18 protein-coding genes and 1 pseudogene are annotated in these 22,528 nt (G+C 71.2%); 7 read left to right on the plus strand and 12 right to left on the minus strand.

Annotation, left to right across the window (positions count from 1 at the left end; genetic code table 11):
• On the minus strand, window positions 1-1,245 hold the full coding sequence (locus IG08_RS0138360; protein ID WP_030614019.1) for an ROK family protein: 1,245 nt from the start codon (window positions 1,243-1,245) through the stop codon (window positions 1-3).
• 36 nt (window positions 1,246-1,281) lie between these two features.
• A complete protein-coding gene (locus tag IG08_RS0138365) occupies window positions 1,282-1,923 on the minus strand; it encodes an alpha-ketoglutarate-dependent dioxygenase AlkB family protein (RefSeq protein WP_030614020.1) in 642 nt (213 codons plus the stop codon).
• 76 nt (window positions 1,924-1,999) lie between these two features.
• Here IG08_RS0138365 and IG08_RS0138370 point away from each other — a divergent pair, with 76 nt between their 5' ends.
• Complete coding sequence (locus IG08_RS0138370) at window positions 2,000-3,142, plus strand: methyltransferase (protein WP_030614021.1); 1,143 nt, start codon at window positions 2,000-2,002, stop codon at window positions 3,140-3,142.
• Here IG08_RS0138370 and IG08_RS0138375 read toward each other — a convergent pair.
• Both IG08_RS0138375 and IG08_RS0138380 read right to left on the minus strand, forming a co-directional pair.
• Window positions 3,132-3,995, minus strand: coding sequence for a class II fructose-bisphosphate aldolase (locus tag IG08_RS0138375; RefSeq protein WP_030614022.1), 864 nt, complete (start codon window positions 3,993-3,995; stop codon window positions 3,132-3,134). The genes IG08_RS0138370 and IG08_RS0138375 overlap by 11 nt on opposite strands.
• 8 nt (window positions 3,996-4,003) lie before the next feature.
• Window positions 4,004-4,888, minus strand: coding sequence for an SIS domain-containing protein (locus IG08_RS0138380; RefSeq protein ID WP_030614025.1), 885 nt, complete (start codon window positions 4,886-4,888; stop codon window positions 4,004-4,006).
• Window positions 4,889-5,013: 125 nt separating this feature from the next.
• On the opposite strand from IG08_RS0138380, the gene IG08_RS0138385 reads away from it, so the two are divergent.
• Complete coding sequence (locus tag IG08_RS0138385) at window positions 5,014-5,793, plus strand: DeoR/GlpR family DNA-binding transcription regulator (protein WP_030614027.1); 780 nt, start codon at window positions 5,014-5,016, stop codon at window positions 5,791-5,793.
• Window positions 5,794-5,809: 16 nt separating this feature from the next.
• Here IG08_RS0138385 and IG08_RS0138390 read toward each other — a convergent pair whose 3' ends face one another.
• Complete coding sequence (locus IG08_RS0138390) at window positions 5,810-6,415, minus strand: DJ-1/PfpI family protein (RefSeq protein WP_030614029.1); 606 nt, start codon at window positions 6,413-6,415, stop codon at window positions 5,810-5,812.
• A gap of 9 nt (window positions 6,416-6,424) precedes the next feature.
• Window positions 6,425-7,396, minus strand: a complete 972-nt coding sequence (locus IG08_RS0138395) for a GlxA family transcriptional regulator (RefSeq protein WP_030614031.1) — start codon at window positions 7,394-7,396, stop codon at window positions 6,425-6,427.
• Between the two features lie 159 nt (window positions 7,397-7,555).
• Between IG08_RS0138395 and IG08_RS0138400 the strand changes: the two genes are divergently transcribed.
• Window positions 7,556-9,376, plus strand: a complete 1,821-nt coding sequence (locus IG08_RS0138400) for a glycoside hydrolase family 15 protein (protein ID WP_030614034.1) — start codon at window positions 7,556-7,558, stop codon at window positions 9,374-9,376.
• A 19-nt stretch (window positions 9,377-9,395) separates the two neighbouring features.
• On the opposite strand, the gene IG08_RS0138405 is transcribed toward IG08_RS0138400, so the two are convergent.
• Both IG08_RS0138405 and IG08_RS0138410 read right to left on the minus strand, forming a co-directional pair.
• Window positions 9,396-11,057: a carboxylesterase/lipase family protein gene (locus tag IG08_RS0138405; protein WP_030614037.1), complete on the minus strand. Its 1,662-nt coding sequence runs from the start codon at window positions 11,055-11,057 to the stop codon at window positions 9,396-9,398.
• A gap of 52 nt (window positions 11,058-11,109) precedes the next feature.
• Window positions 11,110-12,678, minus strand: a complete 1,569-nt coding sequence (locus IG08_RS0138410) for a carboxylesterase/lipase family protein (protein WP_052425024.1) — start codon at window positions 12,676-12,678, stop codon at window positions 11,110-11,112.
• A 287-nt stretch (window positions 12,679-12,965) separates the two neighbouring features.
• On the opposite strand from IG08_RS0138410, the gene IG08_RS0138415 reads away from it, so the two are divergent.
• From IG08_RS0138415 to IG08_RS0138425, 3 genes are all read left to right on the plus strand, one after another.
• Window positions 12,966-13,952 (plus strand): iron-siderophore ABC transporter substrate-binding protein, encoded by a 987-nt coding sequence (locus tag IG08_RS0138415; RefSeq protein WP_043456274.1) that lies wholly within the window; start codon window positions 12,966-12,968, stop codon window positions 13,950-13,952.
• A gap of 226 nt (window positions 13,953-14,178) precedes the next feature.
• Complete coding sequence (locus IG08_RS0138420; RefSeq protein WP_052425025.1) at window positions 14,179-15,231, plus strand: FecCD family ABC transporter permease; 1,053 nt, start codon at window positions 14,179-14,181, stop codon at window positions 15,229-15,231.
• Window positions 15,228-16,292, plus strand: coding sequence for a FecCD family ABC transporter permease (locus IG08_RS0138425; protein WP_234343057.1), 1,065 nt, complete (start codon window positions 15,228-15,230; stop codon window positions 16,290-16,292). The genes IG08_RS0138420 and IG08_RS0138425 overlap by 4 nt, the downstream gene beginning before the upstream one ends.
• 13 nt (window positions 16,293-16,305) lie before the next feature.
• Here IG08_RS0138425 and IG08_RS0138430 read toward each other — a convergent pair whose 3' ends face one another.
• Window positions 16,306-17,247 (minus strand): hypothetical protein, encoded by a 942-nt coding sequence (locus tag IG08_RS0138430; RefSeq protein WP_030614048.1) that lies wholly within the window; start codon window positions 17,245-17,247, stop codon window positions 16,306-16,308.
• Between the two features lie 178 nt (window positions 17,248-17,425).
• On the opposite strand from IG08_RS0138430, the gene IG08_RS0138435 reads away from it, so the two are divergent.
• A complete protein-coding gene (locus tag IG08_RS0138435) occupies window positions 17,426-19,648 on the plus strand; it encodes a heavy metal translocating P-type ATPase (protein ID WP_030614051.1) in 2,223 nt (740 codons plus the stop codon).
• 45 nt (window positions 19,649-19,693) lie between these two features.
• Here IG08_RS0138435 and IG08_RS0138440 read toward each other — a convergent pair whose 3' ends face one another.
• The 3 genes and pseudogenes from IG08_RS0138440 to IG08_RS54785 form a co-directional block, all read right to left on the minus strand.
• Entirely contained in the window at window positions 19,694-20,146 is a 453-nt protein-coding gene (locus tag IG08_RS0138440) for a phospholipase (RefSeq protein ID WP_030614056.1), read from the minus strand.
• A 105-nt stretch (window positions 20,147-20,251) separates the two neighbouring features.
• Complete coding sequence (locus IG08_RS54780; RefSeq protein ID WP_338060176.1) at window positions 20,252-20,644, minus strand: hypothetical protein; 393 nt, start codon at window positions 20,642-20,644, stop codon at window positions 20,252-20,254.
• Window positions 20,645-20,850: 206 nt separating this feature from the next.
• Window positions 20,851-22,505, minus strand: a pseudogene (locus IG08_RS54785) (nuclease/transposase family protein).
• Between the last annotated feature and the right edge of the window lie 23 nt (window positions 22,506-22,528).

The following is a 22,528-nucleotide window of genomic DNA, read 5'->3' on the forward strand; positions in this document are numbered from 1 at the left end:
TCAGGCACGGGTCAGTGCCCCCAGCGGGTCGTCCAGCACCGGCTGCCAGGCCAACTCGGCCGCCCCCACCAGGCTGTTGTGGTCCAGGGTGCACGCGAGGATGGGGACGCCGCCGCTCTGCCCCCACAGGCTGCGGTCGGCGACGACCGCGCGCAGCCGGTCCGGGTCGGCGTCCAGGAGGGTGCGGTGGAGACCGCCGAGGATGATGCGGTCCGGGTTGAGGATGTTCACCAGGCCCGCGAGGCCCAGGCCCAGACGGTCGATGAGGGCCTCGGCGGCCGTACGCACGGACGGGTCGTCGTAGTGGTTGCGGATCAGGTCGATGGCCTGCTGGAGCAGGGACACCTCGGGGCCCGGGTCGCGGCCCGCGGCCGTGAGGAGGGCCAGCGGGTCGGCCTCGACGTCGAGGCAGCCGCGGCTCCCGCAGTGGCAGGGGCGGCCCTCCGGGTTGACGGTGAGGTGGCCGACCTCGAGCGCCAGGCCCGAACTGCCCGTGTGCAGACGGCCGTCGAGCACCAGCGCGCCGCCGACGCCCCGGTGTCCGGTGGCCACGCAGAGCAGGTCCCGGGCGCCGCGGCCCGCGCCGTGCCGGTGCTCGGCGAGCGCGGCGAGGTTGATGTCGTTGCCCGCGAACGCGGGTCCGGTGATGCCGGCCGCGTGCACGCACTCCGCGAAGATACGGCGGACCGGGGCACCAACGGGCCAGGCCAGGTGCAGCGGGTTCAGCGCGAGTCCGTCCGGTTCGGCGACCGCCGACGGTACGGCGAGCCCGGCGCCGACACAGCGCCGGCCGGTCGTGCGGAGCAGCTCGGCGCCCGCTTCCACGACCGATCCCAGGACCTTGGCAGGGTCGGCGTCGACGGTCTCGCAGCCGGGTGCGGTGGCGACGATACGGCCGCCCAGTCCGACCAGCGCCGCCCGGAACCCGTCGGCGTGCACCTGCGCGGCCAGGACGACGGGCCCGTCCTCGGCGACCGCGAGCCGGTGCGAGGGCCGCCCCTGCGAACCGGCCGCCGCGCCGGGCCGGGCGTCGACACGGATCAGCCCGAGCGCCTCCAGCTCGGCGGCGACCGCACCGGCCGTGGCCCGCGTCACCCCGAGCTCGGCGGTCAGCACGGCCCGGGTCGGCGCGCGCCCGGTGTGCACGAGCTCCAACGCGGGCCCGAGCGCACCGCGCCCCCGGTCCAGCCGCGCCCTCGAGGTGGTCCCTTCCCCCGCCGGCCGGGGGTCCGCCTTGCCGCTCATGAGGGCGAGTGTCCCATGATCCGCAGCTGCGGAGACCTAGAGGCCGCTGACCCGGAGCGTGATGTTCAGCCGCCCGGTCAGTCCCAACTCGGGCGGGGCGGTGCCCGGGTGCACCCGGGGCACCCCGTGGTACGCGAGTCGGGACCGGCCTCCGAAGACGAACAGGTCACCGCTGCGCAGCTCGACGTCCGTGTACGGGCGGGTCCGGGTCTCCGCGTTCCCGAACCGGAAGACACAGGTGTCGCCGAGGCTCAGGGACACCACGGGCGCGTCCGACTTCTCGTCGCTGTCGCGGTGCATGCCCATGCGGGCGTCGCCGTCGTAGAAGTTGATCAGGGCGATGTCGTACGACTGGGAAGGCACCCCGAGCGCGTCCCGCACCGCCCGTCGGCCCAGCTCGTCCAGCCAGTCCGGGAACGGTTTCACCGGTGCCCCGTCGCCGTCGACGACCGTGCGGGCGTAGGCGTACGGGTACCAGTGCCAGCCCAGACAGACCTGCCGCGCGGTCATCGTGCCGCCGCCGGGCGTGCGGACCGTGCGCAGTCCGGCCGGCGGGCGGGCCCACTGCCGGCAGGCCTCCAGGAGTTCACGCTGCCGGCCGGCGTCCAGCCAGTCCGGCACGTGCACCGCGCCGGGCGCGATCTCCGTACGGGCCCTGGGGAACAGCTCGGCATCCATGCTTCCCATCCTGCCCGAGAGCCCGACAGGGCCTGAGCTGCGGCTCCGATAGCCTGGGCGCACGATGAACGACCGTATGACGACTCCGTGGGGCGAGCTCGAGCTGGCCCGCTTCCCCGAGGACCCGCGCGACCGGCTGCGTGCCTGGGACGCCGCCGACGAGTACCTGCTCAGGCACCTCGCGCGCCTCGCCGACGAGGGGATCCCGCTGTCCGGCACGGTCGTGGTGGTCGGGGACCGCTGGGGTGCGCTGGTCACGGCGCTCGCGGAGCACCGGCCCGTGCAGATCACGGACTCGTTCCTCGCCCAGGAGGCGACCCGCGCGAACCTCGCCCGGGGTGGCGCCGAGACAGGTGCCGTCCAGCTGCTCACCACGCAGGACCCGCCGCCCGCCCGGATCGACGTCCTGCTGGTGCGCGTACCGAAGAGCCTGGCCCTGCTGGAGGACCAGCTGCTGCGACTGGCCCCGGCGGTGCACGACGGCACGGTCGTCGTCGGCACCGGCATGGTGAAGGAGATCCACACCTCGACGCTGCAGCTGTTCGAGCGGATCCTCGGGCCGACCCGCACGTCACTCGCCGAGAAGAAGGCCCGGCTCATCTTCTGCACGCCCGAGCCCTCGCTCGAACGGACCGCCAACCCCTGGCCGTACGGCTACACGCTCCCGGACGGCATCGGCCCCGTCTCGGGACGCACCGTCGTCAATCACGCCGGTGTCTTCTGCGCCGACCGGCTCGACATCGGCACCCGGTTCTTCCTTCAGCACCTGCCGGACAGCCGAGGCGCCCAGCGGGTCGTGGACCTGGGGTGCGGCAACGGCGTCGTCGGTACGGCGGCGGCGCTGGCCAATCCCGAGGCCGAGGTGCTGTTCGTGGACGAGTCGTTCCAGGCCGTGGCCTCGGCGGAGGCGACGTACAAGGCGAACGGCGTACCGGGGCACGCCGAGTTCCGGGTCGGGGACGGGCTGGCGGGACTCCCGGCCGGCAGCGTCGACATCGTGCTGACCAATCCGCCGTTCCATACGCACCAGGCGACGACCGACGCGACGGCGTGGCGGATGTTCACCGGGGCGAAGCGGGTGCTGCGCCCCGGCGGCGAGCTGTGGGTGATCGGCAACCGGCACCTCGGCTACCACCTGAAGTTGCGGCGGCTGTTCGGCAACAGTCAACTGGTCGCCAGTGACCCGAAGTTCGTGGTGTTGAAAGCCGTCAAGCGGTAGCCGCTCCGCCGAGCGTCCGGATGATCCCGGCCACCGCCCCGACCATCGCCTCCCGCCCCACACTCAGGTATTTGCGCGAGTCGACCGCCTCGGGGTGGGCGGCGAGGAATTCCCGGATCGCTCCCGTCATGGCGATGTTGAGGGCAGTGCCGACGTTCACCTTGGCGATACCGCCCGCGACCGCCGCGGCCAGTTCGTCGTCCGGCACTCCCGAGGAGCCGTGCAGGACGAGCGGCACGTCCAGCGCGGCGGACAGGCGTTTGAGGAGGTCGTGGTCGAGTCTGGCGGTGCGGGTGGTCATCGCGTGCGCGCTGCCGATGGCGACGGCGAGGGCGTCCACACCGGAGTCCGCGACGAACGCGCGGGCCTCGGCGGGGTCGGTCCGGGCGCCGGGCGCGTGGGCGTCCAGCGGCGGCTCGCCGTTCTTGCCGCCCACCTCCCCCAACTCCGCCTCGATCCAGAGCCCTTGGGAGTGCGCCCAGTCGGCCGCGGCCCTGGTGGCGGCGAGGTTCTCGTCGTAGGACAGACGGGAGGCGTCGTACATCACGGAGCCGAAGCCGGCGTCGGCCGTCTGGCGCAGCAGGTCGTCGCTCTGGACGTGGTCGAGGTGCAACGCGACGGGGACGGCGGCGCGTTCGGCGGCGGTGACGGCCGCGCGGGCGAGCGGGAGCAGTCGGCCATAGCGGAACCTGACCGCGTTCTCGCTGACTTGGAGGACGACGGGCGCGTTCACCGACTCGGCACCGGCGATGACGGCCTCGACGTGTTCCAGGGTGACGATGTTGAAGGCGGCGACGGCGGAGTGGGCAGCGGTGGCGCGGTGGACGAGCTCGCCGGTGGTTGCGAGGGGCATGTTTCCTCCTACGAGTCGGCGAGGATCACCGAGCGGGTGAGGTGGCGCGGCCTGTCCGGGTCGAGGCCGCGGGCCGCGGCGACGGCTACGGCGAGTCGCTGGGCGCGGACCAGTTCGGCGAGCGGGTCGAGACCGCCACCGATCCACAACCCGCCGGTGTCCCGGACCTGTTCGGCGAGCCCCTCGGGCGCCTCGCCGAGCATCCAGGTCGCGGTGCCGTGGGTGGTGATGCTGATCGGGCCGTGCCGGTACTCCATCGCCGGGTAGGTCTCGGTCCAGGCCAGTGCGGCCTCGCGCATCTTCAGCCCGGCCTCGTTGGCCAGCCCGACCGTCCAGCCGCGCCCGAGGAAGGTGAACTGCGTGCAGTCGACGAGCCCTTCGGGCAGCGGGGTCGCGAGGGCGGTGCGGGCGTCGGCGACCACGGCGTCGGTGTGCAGTCCCAGGTGGGCGCGGAGCAGGGTGAGGGCGGTGGTCGCGAACCTCGTCTGGACGACGGAGCGTTCGTCGGCGAAGTCGAGGACGACGACCTCGTCGGCGGCGGCCATCACGGGCGTATCGGGGTCCGCCGTGATCGCGGTCGTCCGGGGGCGCCCCCTCAACTGCCCGAGCAGTTCCAGCACTTCGGTGGTGGTGCCGGAGCGGGTGAGGGCGACGACCCGGTCGTACAAGCGGCCGTACGGGAACTCCGACGCGGCGAACGCGTCCGTCTCGCCCTGACCCGCGCCCTCGCGCAGCGCCGCGACCGCCTGCGCCATGAAGTAGGAGGTGCCGCACCCGACGATCGCGACCCGCTCCCCCGGCGCCGGCAGGGCCCCGCCGTGCTGTGCCGCTTCCACCGCGGCCCGTGTCCAGCACTCGGGTTGACTAGCCAGCTCTTCTTCGACATGGGTCATGCCGCACCCCTCCCCGGGCTGTGATTATTCATGCAAGATATAGCGATATTTCGAGCACGATCAAGCATTTGGACGCAGGAGGGGTGCGCTAAAGTCGCCGGGAGATCGAGGTATGGAGGGTGCGGATGTCGCGCGACGCCCGTTGGCAGGCGCTGCTGGAACTGCTCGTCGAGCGCGGTCGGCTGGACGTCGAGGAGGCGGCCGTCGAGCTCGAGGTCTCGGCCGCGACGATCCGCCGTGACTTCGACCAGCTGGCCGAGCAGCAGATGCTCGTGCGTACCAGGGGCGGCGCGGTCGTGCACGGCGTGTCGTACGAACTGCCGCTGCGCTACAAGACGGCCCGCCACGCCTCCGAGAAGCAGCGCATCGCGAAGGCGGTGGCGGAACTCATCGCGCCCGGCGAGGCGGTGGGCCTGACCGGCGGCACGACCACGACCGAGGTGGCGCGTGCCCTGGCCGTGCGCGGCGACCTCGCCACCGGCACGCCCGCGCTGACCATCGTCACAAACGCGCTCAACATCGCCAACGAGCTTGCCGTACGCCCCCAGTTCAAGATCGTGGTGACCGGCGGGGTCGCACGTGCGCAGACCTACGAGCTCATCGGGCCGCTCGCCGACGGTGTGCTCGGCCAGATCACCATCGACGTGGCGGTGCTCGGCGTCGTCGCCTTCGACGTCACGCACGGCGCCGCCGCCCACGACGAGGCCGAGGCCGCGATCAACCGGCTGCTGTGCGAACGGGCCGAGCGCGTGATCGTCGCCGCCGACTCCAGCAAGCTGGGCCAGCGGGCCTTCGCCCGGATCTGCGCGGCCGAGTCGGTGGACACGCTGGTCACGGACTCGGCGGCGGGGACGGAGATGGTGCGGCGGTTCGAGGAGGCGGGGATCAGGGTCCTCGCCGTGTGACCGACGCCGAGGCCCCTCAGGCCATCACCGGTTCGTCGGCGAGGTACGGCGGGGCGGGCTCGTACTGGATGTAGCGGCGGACCGCGCGGGCGTGCTCACGGCCGTGGAGGCGGCCGATGAGCCACAGGGCCATGTCGATTCCGGCCGAGACGCCCTGGCTGGTGACCAGGTCGCCGTCGACGACGTAGCGGGCGTCGCGGACCACGGTGATCTCGCCCCTGGCCTCCAGGGTGTCCTCGAACGCGTGATGGGTGGCGACCCGACGGCCGCGGGCCGGGCCCGCCTCGTGGAGCAGCAGCGCTCCGGTGCAGACACTGGTGGTCCACGCGGTGTCGGCGGCGGTCTTGCGGATCCAGTCGACGAGCACGGGGTTGTCCACTTCGCGGCGGGTGCCGAAGCCGCCCGGTACGAGGAGGACGTCCAGGGGCGGATGGTCGTCGAAGGTGTGGTCCGGCAGGACCCGCATGCCCTTGTTGCAGCGGACGGGGTCGGGGCGTTCGGCGATCAGCACCGCGGTGTCGGCGTGGTCGCGCAGCATGGAGGAGGCGGTGAACACCTCCCAGGGGCCGGTGAAGTCGAGTTCCTCGACGCCGTCGAAGATCAGCAGGCCGTAAGTCGTCATCCGTACTCCTCAGATGTGGTGCTTCGTGGACCGGAACCGGTCGCGGTAGTCGGAGGGCGCGACGCCGAGGTGCCGGTGGAAGGTCCGGCGCAGGGTCTCGGCGGTGCCGAAGCCGTAGCGGCGTGCGACGGTCTCGACGGGGTGGTCGCTCTCGGCGAGCGCCCGCTGGGCCGCCTCGACGCGCACGCGCTCGACGTACGTCGCCGGAGGGATGCCGAGTTCGGCCGTGAACCTGCGCTGGAGATGGCGGGTGCTCAGCCCGGCGCACAAGGCGAGGTCGTCGATCCCGTGCCGGGCTCCGGGGTCGGCGTGGACGGCCGTGACCACGGCGCGGATGGGATCGGTGGCGGGCTGCGCCGACCACAGCGGCACGCTGAACTGCGACTGGCTGCCGGGGCGGCGCAGGAACATCACCATCTCCTGGGCGACGGCGTGGGCGACCTCCCGGCCCAGGTCGTCCTCCACGAGCGCGAGGGCGAGATCCATCCCCGCGGTGACCCCGGCCGACGTCCACACCGGACCGTCCCTGAGGAAGATCGGGTCGCAGTCGACGACCAGCTCGGGATGCTCCCGGACGAGCTGCTGCTCGCGCGCCCAGTGGGTGGTCACCCGCCGCCCGCTCAGCAACCCGGCCGCGGCCAGCAGGAACACCCCGCTGCACACCGAGGTGACCCGCCGGGCGCCGGCCCCCGCCTCCGCGATCCAGCCCGTCAGCTCCGGATCGAGCCGGGCGCGGTCGACTCCACCGCCGCCCGCCACCACCAGGGTGTCGATCCCCACGGGGTCCACCTCGGCCACCCCGTGCTCGGCGTGCACCGGAAGACCGCTGACAGAACGCACGAGGCCGGCCCGCGGTGCGGCGATCCGGCAGGAGTAGGCACCGGAGAGCCGGTGGGCGTGCTGGAACACCTCGTGCGGGCCGACGAGGTCGAGGGGCTGGAACCCCTCGAAGATCACGAAGACGATTCGGCGCTGGTCCACTCCTCCACCCTGCGGTGTGCCCGCGGATGGCGTCAACGACAGGTATCCCACGTTTCACGCCATGGCCGAGGTGCGGGACCGGCTGCCCCGTTCCCGGCACTCCCCCGCCCGATCCCTCCTAAGCTGGGATCACGGCGAGTGTCGGCCAGGGAGGCTGCGATGAGCGGAACACCGGGGGACCACGCGGGCTATCTGCCCATCGCCGAGCACGGTCTGATCGGCGATCTCCGCAGCGTGGCCCTGGTCGGGACCGACGGCACGATCGACTGGTACTGCTGCCCCTCCTTCGACGCGCCGAGTGTCTTCGCGTCGATCCTCGACACGGAGCGGGGCGGCCGCTTCGAGCTGGCGGCGGCCGTGCCGGCGCGGACCAAGCAGTTCTACTTTCCCGACACGAACGTCCTGATCACCCGGTTCTTCACCGAGGACGGCGTGGGCGAGGTGCAGGACTTCATGCCCGTCGGCAGCGACTCGGTGGAGTCCGAGCGGCACCGGCTCATCCGGCGCGTGCTGTGCGTGCGCGGTTCCATCCCGTTCCGCACGCGCGTGGCGCCCCGGTTCGACTACGGCGCCCAGCCGCACACGGTCCGCATGGTCGGCGACGTCGCGGTCTTCGAGTCCGCGAAGCTGTCGCTGGGGCTGACCGCGACCGTACCGCTGGAGACCGACGGCCTGGACGCGCGCGCGGACTTCAAGCTCGCCGAGGGCGAGTCGGCGGTGTTCGCCCTCGACCAGGTCGGCGGCGAGGTGTCGCCGCGCCGGTGCGCCCGCACCGAGGCCGAGGAGCAGTTCACCACGACGGTCGCGTACTGGCGGCGCTGGCTGTCCGCCTCCAAGTACCGGGGCCGCTGGCGGGAGATGGTCCACCGCTCGGCCCTCACCCTGAAGCTGCTCACCTACGCGCCCACCGGGGCGATCGTGGCCGCCCCGACGACGAGCCTGCCCGAGGAACTCGGCGGCGAGCGCAACTGGGACTACCGGTATGTGTGGGTGCGTGACGCGGCCTTCTGCGTCTACGCCCTGCTGCGGCTGGGCTTCACCAGTGAGGCCGAGGCGTTCATGAACTTCGTGACCCGGCACGTCAGTCCGGGCGACGGAAAGCCGTCGGGCCCGCTGCAGATCATGTACGGCATCGACGGCCGCACCGATCTGACGGAGCGTGAACTCACCCATCTGGAAGGGCATCAGGGCTCCGCGCCCGTACGGATCGGCAACGCCGCCGCCGACCAGCTGCAACTCGACATCTACGGCGCGCTGATCGACTCGATCTACCTCTACGACAAGTGGGCCAAGCCGATCTCCAGCGGCCAGTGGGACGACGTGTGCGCGCTGGTGGACTGGGTGTGCGAGCACTGGGACCAGCCCGACGAGGGCATCTGGGAGACCCGCGGCGGCCGCAAGAACTTCCTGTACTCGCGGCTGATGTGCTGGGTGGCGATCGAGCGGGCCATCCGCATGGCCAACCGGCGCGGCCTGCCGGCCGAGCTGAACCGCTGGCGGGAATCCCGCGACACGATCTACCGGCGCATCATGAGCAAGGGCTGGTCGGAGACCCGCCAGGCCTTCGTGCAGCACGAGGAGGGCGACGTACTGGACGCGGCCGTCCTGATGATGCCGTTGACGAAGTTCATCGCGCCCACCGACCCCAAGTGGCTGTCCACGCTCGACGCGCTCACCCACGACCTGGTGTCCGACTCGCTCGTCTACCGCTACGACCCCGTGGCGAGCCCCGACGGACTGCACGGCGACGAGGGCACGTTCTCCATCTGCTCGTTCTGGTACGTCGAGGCCATGGTGCACGCCGGCCGGATCGACGAGGCACGGCTGGCCTTCGAGAAGATGCTCACCTACGCCAACCATCTGGGCCTGTACGCCGAGGAGATCAGCCACACCGGTGAGCAACAGGGCAACTTCCCGCAGGCGTTCACCCATCTCGCCCTGATCAGTGCGGCCTTCAACCTGGACCGGGCCCTCGGCTGAGGGCCCGGTCGTCGGGGTGTCAGGAGGGCAGGCTCGCCCAGAAGTCGAGGTTGTGTTCCTCGTCGAAGGTGTCGGTGGCCTTGGAGCAGGCCGCCGGCGCCCTGCCGCTCGCGGGTGAGGTGTCACAGGCGACCAGGGACATCAACTTCCCTGTCCTCACGCTGTACTTCGGCCAGGCCGGGGTGCGCGCGCCGTTGGGGTTGCCGTTCACGGCGAACCGGCCCCAGTAGGTGATCATCTGGTGGGACAGCTCCAGCTGGTCGTCGTCGTAGGGCAGGGTCTGGCCGAGGTAGTCCCAGAGGTAGCCGAGGTCGTCGACGTGGATCGCCCCGCCGAAGGGGAAGTCGCGGGCGGACTCGCTCTTCTGCTGGATCAGGAAGATGGACGTGAAGTGCGGGGTGTCGCTCTCCGCGAACTCGTAGGCGTATGTCGGGACCCACTTCGACAGTGCGCCCATCAGCTGCTGACGGGTGTAGGAGGTCGAGCCGTTCTGGGCCGCGGTGAAGGCCTCGCCCGGGGTGTCGTAGGCGCTGAGGGGGTATGCGGCGAGCACCTTGTCGGCGTTGGCCCCGTAGGCGGAGCGGACGGCGGTCTCGTACCCGGCGGCCGTCATCGGCGTACCGAGGTAGTCGTAGTTCTGGAAGGTGAACAGGCCGCGCTCGCTGTTGGTCTGACCGAGCATCACCGGAACCCGGTTGATGGCACCGGTCTGCACGGCGGTCGCGGGGTTGACCGGGAAGGCGGAGCCGCCGAGGGACAGGGAGACGCCCGCCTTCTTCTGGGCGGCGAGCAGGTCGGCGGCCGGCTTGGCGCGCAGACAGGCGACGACCTGGGAGGACGTGTCACAGCCGACGGCCTTGACGAAGGCCTCGCTCTGCGCCTGGCCGGAGGCCGCGGACTGCAGGTTGCAGCCGCCGCTCAGGATGCCCGCCCGGGCGAACAGACCCTTGGCGGTGGGTGAGGCGAGGTGGTCGCAGACCGAGCCGGCACCCGCGGACTGTCCGGCGATGGTCACGTTCTTCGGGTCGCCGCCGAAACGGGCGATGTTGGAGTGCACCCAGCGCAGGGCGGCCTGCTGGTCGAGGAGGCCGTAGTTGCCGGGGCCGTCCTTGCTCTCGGCCTGCAACTGGGGCAGGTTCAGGGTGCCGAGCACGCCCAGGCGGTAGTTGACGGTGACGACGACCGCGCCGGTCTGCTCGACGAACCTGCGCGGGTTGGTGTCCTGGCCCGCACCGCCGGTGAAGCCGCCGCCGTGGATCCACACCAGGACCGGGGTCTTCGCCCGGGCGCCGTCGGGGACGTAGACGTTGAGGGCGAGACAGTCCTCGGAGGTGACGGTGTTCTCGTAGCCGGGGTCCCAACCGCTGTTCTGCGCACACCGGTTGGAGAAGGCGGTGGCATCGCGCACACCTGACCACTTGGTGACCGGCTGGGGTGGCTTCCAACGGTTGGCGCCGGCGGGGTCGGCCGCGTACGGAATGCCGAGCCACTCGTCGTAGTCCGTCGTGTGGGCACCTCGGACCTTGCCGTCCGTGGTCTGTACGACGGTGGACGCGGACCGTGCGGGTGCGTCGCCCGACTGGGCGGACTGGGCGACGACGGGGGTGACTCCGAGGCCGAGGAGGCTGACGGTGGCCAGGGTCGCGCGGACTCTGCCGCGCAGGGCGGTGATCGCTCTCATTGCTCCCTGCTCTCTGCGTGCGGGTGTGCTGAGGAAGGGGGGTGACGGGGTGTCAGGCGAGCCAGAAGTCGCAGTGGTGCTCGGCGGCGAACGTGGTGACGACCTTGCTCGCTCCTGCGGTACGCAGCTGCATGACCCGCTGTCCGGGGTCGAACGCCGGCCAGGCCGGAGCGCCCTTGACGCTCGGATCACCGCTGTGGGCGAAGGCGCCCCAATAACGCATCATCTGGTCGGAGAGGCGTTCCTGCTGTGCGGTGAGAGGCTTCTCGCCGAGCGTGAAGTCGAAGAGGTAGGCGAGTTCGGCGCTGTGCGCGTTGGACATGTCCTCGCCGGGGATGCTGAATCCGTAGAGGGTCGGTGAGGTGGGGTCGTTGAACTCGTAGCGGTATACCGGCGTCTTGGCCGACATCGCCTGGGCGGTCTGCTGGACCGGGCAGGCCCGCTGTGCGTCCGTCTGGACCTGGGTGATGGCGTCGTAGGGGCTCTTGAACCCGCTCAGGGGGTACAGCTCCAGGACACGGTCCGCCCGGTCTCCGTACGTCTCGCGGACCAGGTCCTCGTAGCCCTGCGCGGTGATGCCGGCGAGGGCGGTGGAGGTGAGGCGGTTCTCGGAGCGGGTGGTGCCCGTCATGACCGGGACGGCGTTCCAACTCCCGTCCTCGAAGGCCTGCTTGAGCGACTTGGGCAGCAGGGCGCCGCCGACCTTGGAGCTCCCGCGGTAGTCGGCCTGGTGGGCGATCAGGGTGCCGGGCCAGGCCTTGCGCAGGCAGGTCACGACATTCGCCTCGTCGGTGCAGCCCACCGCGCGGGCGAAGCCGACCCCGCTCTCCTCTCCGGCGGACAGCGTGGTGCGGTCGGCCAGGCACACCGAGCTCTGCACGATCGCCTTGTCGAACAGGCCCCGGGCCGAGGGCATGGCGAGCAGGTCACAGACGGCGGAGCCGCCGGCCGACTGGCCGTAGATCGTCACGTTGTCCGGGTCGCCGCCGAAGCGGGTGATGTTGTCGCGGACCCAGTTCAGCGAGGCCAGCTGGTCCATCCGCCCGTAGTTGCCGGAGCCACCGGGCGTGGCCGCGCTGAGCGCCGGATGGGCGAGGAAACCGAGGGCGCCCAGGCGGTAGTTGACGGAGATGACGAGGGTGCCGGTCTTCGCGGCCATGGTGCCGCCGCCGTAGATGACGCCGGTGCCCTGGGTGTGGCCGCCGCCGTGGAACCACACCATGACGGGCAACTTGGCGCCGGGCGAAGTCCGGGACGGGCGGTACACGTCGAGGTAGAGACAGTCCTCGCTGGTGGCCTGTTCCTCACGGATACCCGTGGGCTCGAACTGCAGACAGGCGGGCGACTGGCGGTCGGCCTCCCGTACGCCCGTCCAGGACTTCGGTGCGGCGGGCGGGGCGAATCTCAACTCCCGTACGGGAGGCGCCCCGTAGGGCAGACCGAGGAAACGGTCGGCGCCCGCCCGAGTGACACCCCTGACCGGTCCGCTCTCGGTACGTACGACGGGCGCGCCCTGCGCCTTGGCCCCCTCCGTGACATGTGCGGCGCCCAGCGCCAGGGCGGGTACGACGGCCACCGTCAGCAGTGCGGCCGAAAACTTCTTGAACGCGCGTCGGATCACTCGTGCCTCCCTGAAGAGGGCCGTCGAATCGCGTGAAAGTCCTGGTCACGTCGTGACCAGAGCTGCGTCATGAGCGGCATGGGGCGGGCCCGGTGCTCTGCGAACGTAACCCCGTCGTAAAACTGTGAGCAAGATGTGCGACGAGATTGTTTACAACCCTTGGAGCGGCGGGCACGACCGGAACGCATTGCTAAGGCAAGCCTTACCTTGCTTTACTGGCGGCCTGCAACTCCCTTCCGCACCCGGCGAATTGGACTGCCCTGGCCATGTCGAGACCGTTCCGTACGATGCTTCTCGCCTTCGTCCTGGCCGCCGGGCCGGCGGCCTGCGGCTCCGTCGAGGACGAGGGCACCGACTCCGCGTCGCAGTCGGGGTCCGCCTCGTCCGCGTTCCCCGTGTCCATCCAGCACAAGTTCGGCACCACCGAGATCAAGGCCGAGCCGCAGCGGGTCGTGGCGCTCGGCAACGGCGGTACGGACGACATCGACGCTCTCTACGCCCTGGGCGTCACACCCGTAGCCATAGCCAAGGACTCCTTCAGCTCCGACGGCGTGTATCCGTGGCTCAAGGACAGGATCGACACCGAGAGGACCAAGCTCCTCGACACCCTGAGCGGCATCGACTACGAGGAGATCGCGGCCCTCCAGCCCGATCTGATCCTGGCCACCTCCGACTTCACCCTGGACAAGGACTACGAGAAGCTCTCCGCGGTGGCGCCGACCGTCGGTTTCGCCACGACGTGGGGCGCGCAGACCTGGCAGGAGCACGTGCAGGTGGTCGGCAAGGCCCTCGGCAAGGAGGACGAGGCCGAGAAGGTCATCGCCGACACCGAGGACGGCATCGCGAAAGTGAAGGCCGAGCACCCGGCTCTGGACGGCAAGAACTACACCCTGTCCATGGGCAACACCCCGGCCAAGATCTTCACCATCGCCTCCGAGGACGACTTCGCCGCGAAGCTGATGGGCGAACTCGGCATGAGCCTGGCCCCGACGGTGACCGACATCAAGACGGTCAGTGGCAGTCCCACCGGCGAGCTGTCCTTCGAGCAGCTCGACAGGCTCGACGCCGATCTGGTGATCATCGCGTTCACCACGCCGGACCTGAAGAAGGCGTTCGAGTCCAGCGCGCTGGTGAAGAACATGTCGGCGGTGAAGGACGGCAACTACCTGGTGACCGACGCGGAGACGGTGAGCCAGCTCAGGAGCCCCTCGGTGCTGGGCATTCCATGGGCGCTCGAGACCCTGGAGCCCGGTTTCGCCAAGCTGGACAAGTAGGCGTACCGGGCTGCGTCATTCGGCTGCGGTCGGTTCGGCGACAGGCCCGCGCAAGGTCGCCCTGCGCATCCCGGGCACGGCCACCGCCACCGTCGCCATCCCGACCAGGCACACGACTTCTCCCAGGTGCACGCCGGCCCCTCACTCCAGGCTCGACCCTGATCACACAGCAGGCAAGCTTTCCTAAGAAACAGGCGGGAGTTGAGGATGTCCGAGGAGCACGGCCTTGACGACTGAGGCCGGCGGTACGACCGCCACCACCGGCCGACCAGTGACCCGACGGCGCACGACGACCCGCTTCCTGGCCGTGGCCGCCGCCCTGCTCCTGCTCATCGCGGCAGCCTTGCTCAGCCTCGCCGTCGGCTCGCGTTCGCTGCCCCTGTCCGTGGTCGTCGACGCGCTGCTCCACGACGACGGGTCGACGGCGAGTGCCGTGATCTGGGACGTACGGGTGCCCCGCACCCTGGCCGGGATCGCGGCGGGCGCCGCGCTCGGCGTCGCGGGTGCGCTGATCCAGGCGCTGACGCGCAACCCGCTGGCCGATCCGGGACTGCTCGGCATCAACGCGGGCGCCGCCACCGGAGTGGTGCTGTCCCTCACGGTGCTGGGCATCACGAGCCTGTGGGCCTCGGTGTGGTTCGCCATGGCGGGCGCGGTGCTGGCGGGACTGCTCGCGTACTCGCTGGCCTCGGGCGGGCGCGGCGGGGCCACTCCGGAACGGCTCGCGCTCGGCGGGGCGGTGGTCGCCGCCGTGTTCACCGGTGTCGGCCAGACCCTGATGCTGCTCGACGCCCAGGCCCTCGACCAGCTCCGCTTCTGGAGCGTGGGCTCGCTGGCCCGGGCGGACGGCGCGACGCTGACGACCGTCACACCGTTCATCGGGGCGGGCCTGCTGCTCGCCCTGGCGCTGGTCCGGCCGCTGAACGCGCTGGCGCTGGGCGACGACTCCGCCCGCGCCCTGGGCTCCCATGTGCACCGGGCCCGTTTCCTCGGACTGCTGGCGGTCACCGTGCTGTGCGGGGCGGCGACTTCGGCCGTCGGCCCGCTGGTCTTCGTCGGCCTCGCCGTGCCGCACATGGCCCGCACGGTCGTCGGCGCCGACCAGCGCTGGACGCTGCCGCTGTCCATGCTGCTGGCACCGGCGCTGCTGCTCTTCGCGGACGTGCTCGGCCGGATCGCCGTACGGCCCGACGAGTTGGACGCGGGCGTGGTCACCGCGGTGGTCGGCGCTCCGCTGTTCATCGCCCTCGTCCGCCGTCGCAGAGTGGTGGCGGCGTGACCACCGCACAGCCGGAGACAGCGCGCCCCACACGGGTGGTACGAACCCGCTCACTCCGCATCTCCCTGCGCGTGCACGTCCGGGCGGTCAGCGTCTGCCTGCTCGTGCTGGCGGCCACCGCCGCGGTGGGCGTACTCGCCCTGGGCACCGGGGAGTACGCCATCTCCCCCGCCGACGTGGTCCGCACCCTGCTGGGCAACGGCAGTCGGCGGACCGACTTCGTCGTCAACGATCTACGGCTGCCCCGCCTGCTGACCGGCGTCCTGGCCGGAGCGGCGCTGGGACTGAGCGGCGCGCTCTTCCAGAGCCTGACCCGCAATCCGCTGGGCAGCCCGGACATCGTGGGCTTCACCTACGGCTCGGCCACCGGCGGCCTGCTGGTCGTCCTGGTCGTCGGCGGCACCGGCGGACAGGTGGCGGCCGGGGCGGTGGCCGGCGGTCTGGCGACAGCTGTGCTGGTCTATCTCCTCGCCTGGCGACGGGGAGTCCACGGCTACCGGCTGGTGCTGGTCGGCATCGGGGTGAGCGCCCTGCTCCAGGGCGTGAACGCCTACTTGCTCGCCAAGGCCCGCTTCACCCAGGCCGCACAGGCCATGGCCTGGCTCAACGGCAGCCTCAACGGCCGCAGTTGGGAGGACGTCCGGCCGGCCGCGCTCGGGCTGCTCGTGGTGCTGCCCCTGGCCGGGTTCGCCGCAAGCCGGCTGCGGATCCTGGAAATGGGGGACGATCTGGCGGGCGGGCTGGGGGTGCCGGTCCAGCGCACCCGGCTGCTGGTGCTCGTCCTCGCCACAGCGGCCTGCGCGGTGGCCGTCGCCGCGGCGGGCCCGATCCCGTTCGTCGCCCTCATCGCACCCCAACTGGCCCGCCGCCTCACCCGCGCCCCCGGCCCCAACCTCCCGGCGGCCACCTGCACCGGCGCACTGCTCGTGGTCACCGCGGACTACGCTGCCCAGCGCATCCACCAGTCGACCCAGCTGCCGGTGGGGGTGGTGACCGCCGTGGTCGGCGGCCTGTATCTGGGGCTTCTGCTACGGCGGCAACGGCGGGCGGGGCATATCTGAGCCGTCGGGCCGCTCAGTGTCCGTGGCCGTCGGCGGACTCCTCGGAGTGGCTTTCCGTGGCCGCAGGCGCAGGCGTCCCGGCCCGGACCGTGAACGCCGCGGTGTGGACCTTGCCCTCGTGCTTGAAGTCGAGGAAGAGACGGTATGTTCCGCTGCTCGGCGCGGTGGCCGTGAACGAGATCTCCGGGCCGGGCTCGGTCGTGCCGTCCCCGGGCTCGCCGTTGGGGTGGACGTGGAGGTAGGCGAGGTCGCCGGAGCGCAGGGCGACCAGGTGGCCGTAGGCACCGAGGTAGGGCTGCAGGTCGGTGACGGGCTTGCCGGCCCGGGAGACCGTCAGTTTCAGTTCGCCCGCGGTGCCCGGGCGCAGACCGCCGCCCAGCTTGACCTCGTAGCCGCTGATCTCGGCGGTGGCCTTGACTGCCGGCACAGCCTGCGGCTCATAGGCGCCGGAGACCGCCAGGTCCGCGCCCAGCGTGAGGTTCTCGGCGTTCTTCTTCTCCGGGGTGAAGTCGGCGAAGACGCGGTAGCCGCCCGCGCGGGGCAGCTCGACGGGAATGCTCCAGGTGCCGTCGGCAGCGCGGGTGGGGTGCAGGTGGCGGTAGGTGTTCAGATCGCGTGAGGCCACGATGAGGTGGAGTTCCTTGTCGTGTTCCCGCCGGTACGCGGTGACCGCACGGCCGCCCTCGTCCCGGATGGCGAAGCGCAGGTCGGCGGCCTTGCCGACCGCGACGCGCGGGGTCTGCAGGTCGAGGGTGTAGCCGCTCTCGGAGATCTGCAGTCCGCCCGCCGGAGGCGATTCGTGCGCCGCCTCGCCGCCGCCCTCGCTGTGGGCGTCATGACGTGCGGGTGCCTTGTCCTCGCCGACGGGGCCGATGCTCTGGCCCACGCCGTAGGCGGTACCGAATGTCGCGGCCAGCGCGGCGGCGAACGCGGTGATCTTCAGTCCTGCGTGCATGGTCAGCTCCTGGAGTACAGGGCCTCCGGCACTGCGGTGCGAGGCCTCGATGCATTTCAAAATACCCCTAGGGGGTATGAAGTCAATGACTTTCCGAGCTTGTTTCAAATACCTACCGGGGGTATACAGGAAGACGCGTCCAGGATACCCCCACCCCGTATCAGCCCGAGGAGCGGCAATGACCACCACCGCGACCGAACTCGTCATCGGCGGCATGACCTGTGCCTCGTGCGCGGCGCGCGTCGAGAAGAAGCTCAACCGGATGGACGGGGTCACGGCCACCGTCAACTACGCCACCGAGAAGGCCCGGGTCAGCTACGGCGGTGACGTCTCGCTCCAGGACCTGATAGCGACCGTCGAGAAGACCGGGTACACGGCGCACGAGCCTGCACCGGCCCCACCCGAGCAGGAGGAACCGGACGAACTACGGCCGCTGCGCGAGCGGTTGGTCACCGCGCTGACGCTGGCCGTCCCGGTCGTCGCGATGGCCATGATTCCCGCCCTGCAGTTCGAGTACTGGCAGTGGCTGTCGCTGACCCTGGCGGCGCCCGTCGTGACGTACGCCGGATGGCCCTTCCACAAGGCGGCGTTCACCAATGCCCGGCACGGCGCGGCCACCATGGACACGCTGATCTCGGTCGGGACGACGGCCGCCTTCGGCTGGTCGCTGTGGGCCCTGTTCTTCGGGACCGCGGGCACGCCCGGCATGAAGCACCCCTTCGAGCTGACGATCGCCCGCGGCGACGGCACCGGGAACCTCTACCTGGAGGCCGCCGCCGGCGTCACCGCCTTCATCCTGGCCGGGCGGTACTTCGAGGCCCGCTCCAAGCGCAAGGCGGGTGCGGCACTGAAGGCACTGCTGGAGCTGGGCGCGAAGGATGTCACGCTGCTGCGGTCGAGCGGTGAACAGACCGTCCCTGTGGAGCAGTTGAAGGTCGGTGACCGCTTCCTCGCACGCCCCGGAGAGAAGATCGCCACCGACGGCACGGTCGTCGAGGGAACCTCCGCCGTCGACGCCTCGATGCTCACCGGCGAGTCCGTGCCCGTGGAAGTCACCCCGGGCGATCCCGTCACCGGTGCCACGCTCAACGTCGGCGGCCGTCTCGTCGTCGAGGCCACCCGGATCGGCGCCGACACCCAACTCGCCCGGATGGCCGAGCTGGTGGAGGACGCGCAGAACGGGAAGGCCGCCGCCCAGCGGCTCGCGGACCGGATCTCCGGGGTCTTCGTGCCGATCGTGATCGCCCTCGCCCTGGGCACACTCGGCTTCTGGCTCGGCACCGGCGCCGAACTGACCACCGCGTTCACCGCGGCCGTCGCCGTCCTGATCATCGCCTGCCCGTGCGCCCTGGGCCTGGCCACCCCGACCGCGCTACTGGTCGGCACCGGACGCGGCGCCCAGCTCGGCATCCTCATCAAGGGCCCCGAGGTGCTGGAGTCCACGCGCCGCGTCGACACCGTCGTCCTCGACAAGACCGGCACCGTCACCACCGGCCGGATGACCCTGCTGGCCCTGCACACCGCCGAGGGCGCTGACGAGGCCGAAGTCCTGCGACTGGCAGGAGCGTTGGAGCACGCGTCCGAGCACCCGGTGGCCCGCGCCGTGGCCGACCACGCCCGGCGGAAGCTGGGTTCTCTGCCCACGCCCGAGGACTTCGCGAACGTGCCCGGTCTCGGCGTGCAGGGCATCGTCGACGGTCACGCGGTCCTCGTCGGCCGCGAACAGCTCCTCGAGGACTGGGCGTTGGAGCTGCCGGAGGAGCTGCGGCGGGCCGGGGCCGACGCCGAGGCGGCCGGACGTACGGCGATCGCGGTGGCCTGGGACGGCGAGGCGCGGGCGGTCCTCGAGATCGCCGACGCGGTGAAGGACACGAGCCGCGAGGCGATCACCCGGCTGCGCGCCCTCGGCCTCACCCCGATCCTTCTGACGGGCGACAACAAGGCCGTGGCCGAGTCCGTCGCCCGCGAGGTCGGCATCGCCCCCGATGCCGTGATCGCCGAAGTGCTGCCGCAGGACAAGGTCGACGTCGTCAAGCACCTTCAGGCGGAGGGCCGTTCGGTCGCGATGGTCGGGGACGGCGTGAACGACGCGGCCGCTCTGGCCCAGGCCGACCTGGGACTGGCCATGGGCACCGGCACGGACGCGGCGATCGAGGCCGGCGACCTGACGCTCGTACGAGGTGATCTGCGCGCGGCGGCGGACGCCATCCGCCTCGCCCGCCGGACCCTGGGCACCATCCGGTCCAACCTCTTCTGGGCCTTCGCCTACAACGTCGCCGCGCTCCCGCTCGCCGCGGCCGGGCTGCTCAACCCGATGCTCGCCGGAGCGGCCATGGCGTTCTCGTCGGTGTTCGTCGTCGGCAACTCGCTGCGGCTGCGCACCTTCCGGGCCGCGGACTGAACCGTGGGGCCGGGAGACACCCCCGGCCCCACGGCCCCACGATCCTCAGCCGAAGGCCTTCACGGCCTGGTAGTAGGTCCAAGCCGTGCTGTTGCAGGCAGTCTTGGTCGCGCTGGTGTAGTTCGCGCAGACTCGCTTGAGGTCCTCGTAGAAGGCGCTGTCGAGACGTGACTTGTTGGCGCTGAAGGTGCCCGCGGCCTTGTAGTTGCGGTAGCCGAAATCGTGGCGCGCGCAGGACACCGAGAAGGGGAAGCCGAACGGGTTGTCCGGCGAGGACGAGCAGTAGTCGGTGGACCAGTCGAAGGCGTACGCGCTCCAGGTGGCCTGGTTGGCGCGGGCGGCGGCCCACTGGCTGTAGCTGGACGCGCTGGTCTGGGTCCAGTTGGCGAGGACCTGGGGCTTGTCGGCGGGAGCGGCGTCGGCGGCCGCGGCGGTGCCGACGACCGTGATGAGGGCGAGAGTCGAGGCGCCAAGTGCGGTGGCGAGTCTGCGGTGCATTCCACACCTCCATGAGACTGCGGCCCGCCCGTCGGACCGCAGGTCCATGACAAGATGATTGACACCTCAACTCCCCCTTCACACCCCATGCGCCCTAATGGGCTATTAACTCTCGGATATGACAGTCAATCGGACATGAACGGCAGCGAGCGCCAACGGCCCCGGCGCCAGAAAGGCGAGCGGCAGCATCATCCAGGCGCACAGCGCGGCTGTCGCCACCGCGAGCAGCACCAGTCCGGAACCGCCCACATCCCGTACGGCGTCCCGGCCGGCCGCGCGTACCGCCGCCGGCCAGTCGGTGAGCGACTCGGGGCGTGCGCAGGCCCTGAGGCCCACGACCGGGGCGGCCGCGCCGATCGCCGCGGCCACCACGGCGAACAACGGAGCTCCCGGCAGCCCCGCCCCGGCCAGCGCCAGGTCCGCGGCGCACAGCAGCGCACCCGCCAGGGCGACGGCGCCCGCCGCCAGATCACCGGCCCGCAGCCGCCGCCGTAGCACCGCGAAGTACCGCCCTGCGGTGGCTGGTTGCCCCTCCTCCGCGCCCCGCAGGACCGCGCACGCGGTCGACAGCGCGGCCGGGGACCGTCACCACGGACAGGCACACTACGGCCGTGGCGAGGCCCACGCTCAGCATGTCGGCGAACAGAGGCATGGAAGGCGAGGAAGAACAGCACGAGTGCAGCGGCCGAAGCGCAGAACCGTTCCTAGAGACTGAGCGGGAGTGAGTCCTGTTGCCAGGGCTCGTGCTCAGCCGAACGCCCCGAACGGTGTTGGGCGTTCTGGTCCCCCGCATACGCTCCGCGTCCGGCTTGCACGGATCGTGTCAGTGGTCCGGGAATACGGGGGCGGGTTCCCTCACGCCCAGCACCATCTGGTCCGGCCTGGGCGGTCCGATGCCCGACACCATCGCTCTGGTGGTGCCGGGGCGGTGCCGTCCTCCCCCAGTGCCTAAAGGGCCTGGGAGGTGCCCCCATCCGGATCGGATGTCCCTGGGCGCGCCGTCCGATCGCCACGGCGGCAGCGTCGTGGCGAGTCGTCTTACGTGATGTGCTGGTGAGGGGCTTCTGCCAGTGCTGGGCGCCCCACCTCGAGGTGTAGGCCGGGTCGACCGCAATGATCGTGAGGCCGGTCTGGTTGGCCATGGAGGTCAGCCGCGCGCGGAGCTTGCCCGTGGGCATGCCGGAAATCAACTGCCGGAACCGCTTCTTGCGGCCGTGCTTCTCGCGGGTCTTCTCCGCGGCGAAGTCAAGGTCCTCGACCGCAATGGCCTTCACCCCGCAGGCACGGGACCAGTCCAGCAGACGGTGAGGGCGTGGCGGACCTGGGCATCGCGATGCTGCGCACTGCCCGTGAGGTCGAAGAAGAACCGGCGCGGGTTGCCGGTCGGGTTGCCGTGGGCGTCGAGGCGGCGAGGTGGTCGGCGTTGGTGTCCACCCCGATCACACCGTCGGCCAGAGCCGCCTTGAGCGGGATGCTCCACGTCGGCGGGATCTGCCAGGAGGCGGTCAGGTACCACCGTCCGCGCTGTACGTCGTAGTGGATGCGGTAGGCGACGGCCCGGTTGGCGGCGACGCGATCGGCCCACTCGGTGCCGCCGTGGGCGAACCGCACCAACCCGGCCAGCTCGTACCGGCCGTGCGGGGCGTTGGCGTACCCAGCGAGCGGGGCGGGCAATTTGATGCTCACCTCGCCGTCCTGGGTGACGCGGATGGTCTCGTTGCCGAACCGCTTGCCGGACTCGCCGTCCGCGGCCAGAAACCAGCGTTCCGCTTCCCACCGCTGACGCCACCCGACCTCGGTCAGCCCCGCGGCCTCCAGGTTGTTCCGGGTACGGGCCAGCCGCTTCCCACCCCGCGCCACGTGCACGCGGCCCGCCTCGCGATCAGCGCGGGCTGCGTCGAGGCGGGCCTCCAAGACGTGCAGGCGGCGGGACTTGGCATGCCACTCCTGCTTCGTGCGGTAGCCACCCGGCGCCCGTTTGCTGCCCTGCTCTCCGACCGACTGGGACAGTCGGTGTGTGATGGTGCGCACTCCGGCCTCGAGCGACTGGATGTGGGCGAGCTGGCCACGGCGGGCGAGTGCCCACTGGTTGTGCGTGGCCTTCGTGATGCTTCCGGCCCAGCGTGCCGAAGAGTCCGCGGTGAGAGCGCGCTTGCGGGCAGCCCACGTGTCGGCGGAGTGCTCCAGCCCGTCCCGGCAACGCACGGCCAGGTCACGGGAAGCCAGCGAGCCCAGGTGCGCGCCGACCAGGCGCAGCACCTTCTCATCGGCAGGTGTGAGGCCCTTGAGGCGGGCGGACGGCCACTCCCGACGGACCGAGCGCGACGAACGGCGCCGCCAGCTCCCGCACCCGGCCCACCCGTTCACCCCCGCCCAGCCGAA

Source organism: Streptomyces fulvoviolaceus (assembly GCF_000718165.1).
Classification (GTDB): Bacteria; Actinomycetota; Actinomycetes; order Streptomycetales; family Streptomycetaceae; genus Streptomyces; species Streptomyces fulvoviolaceus.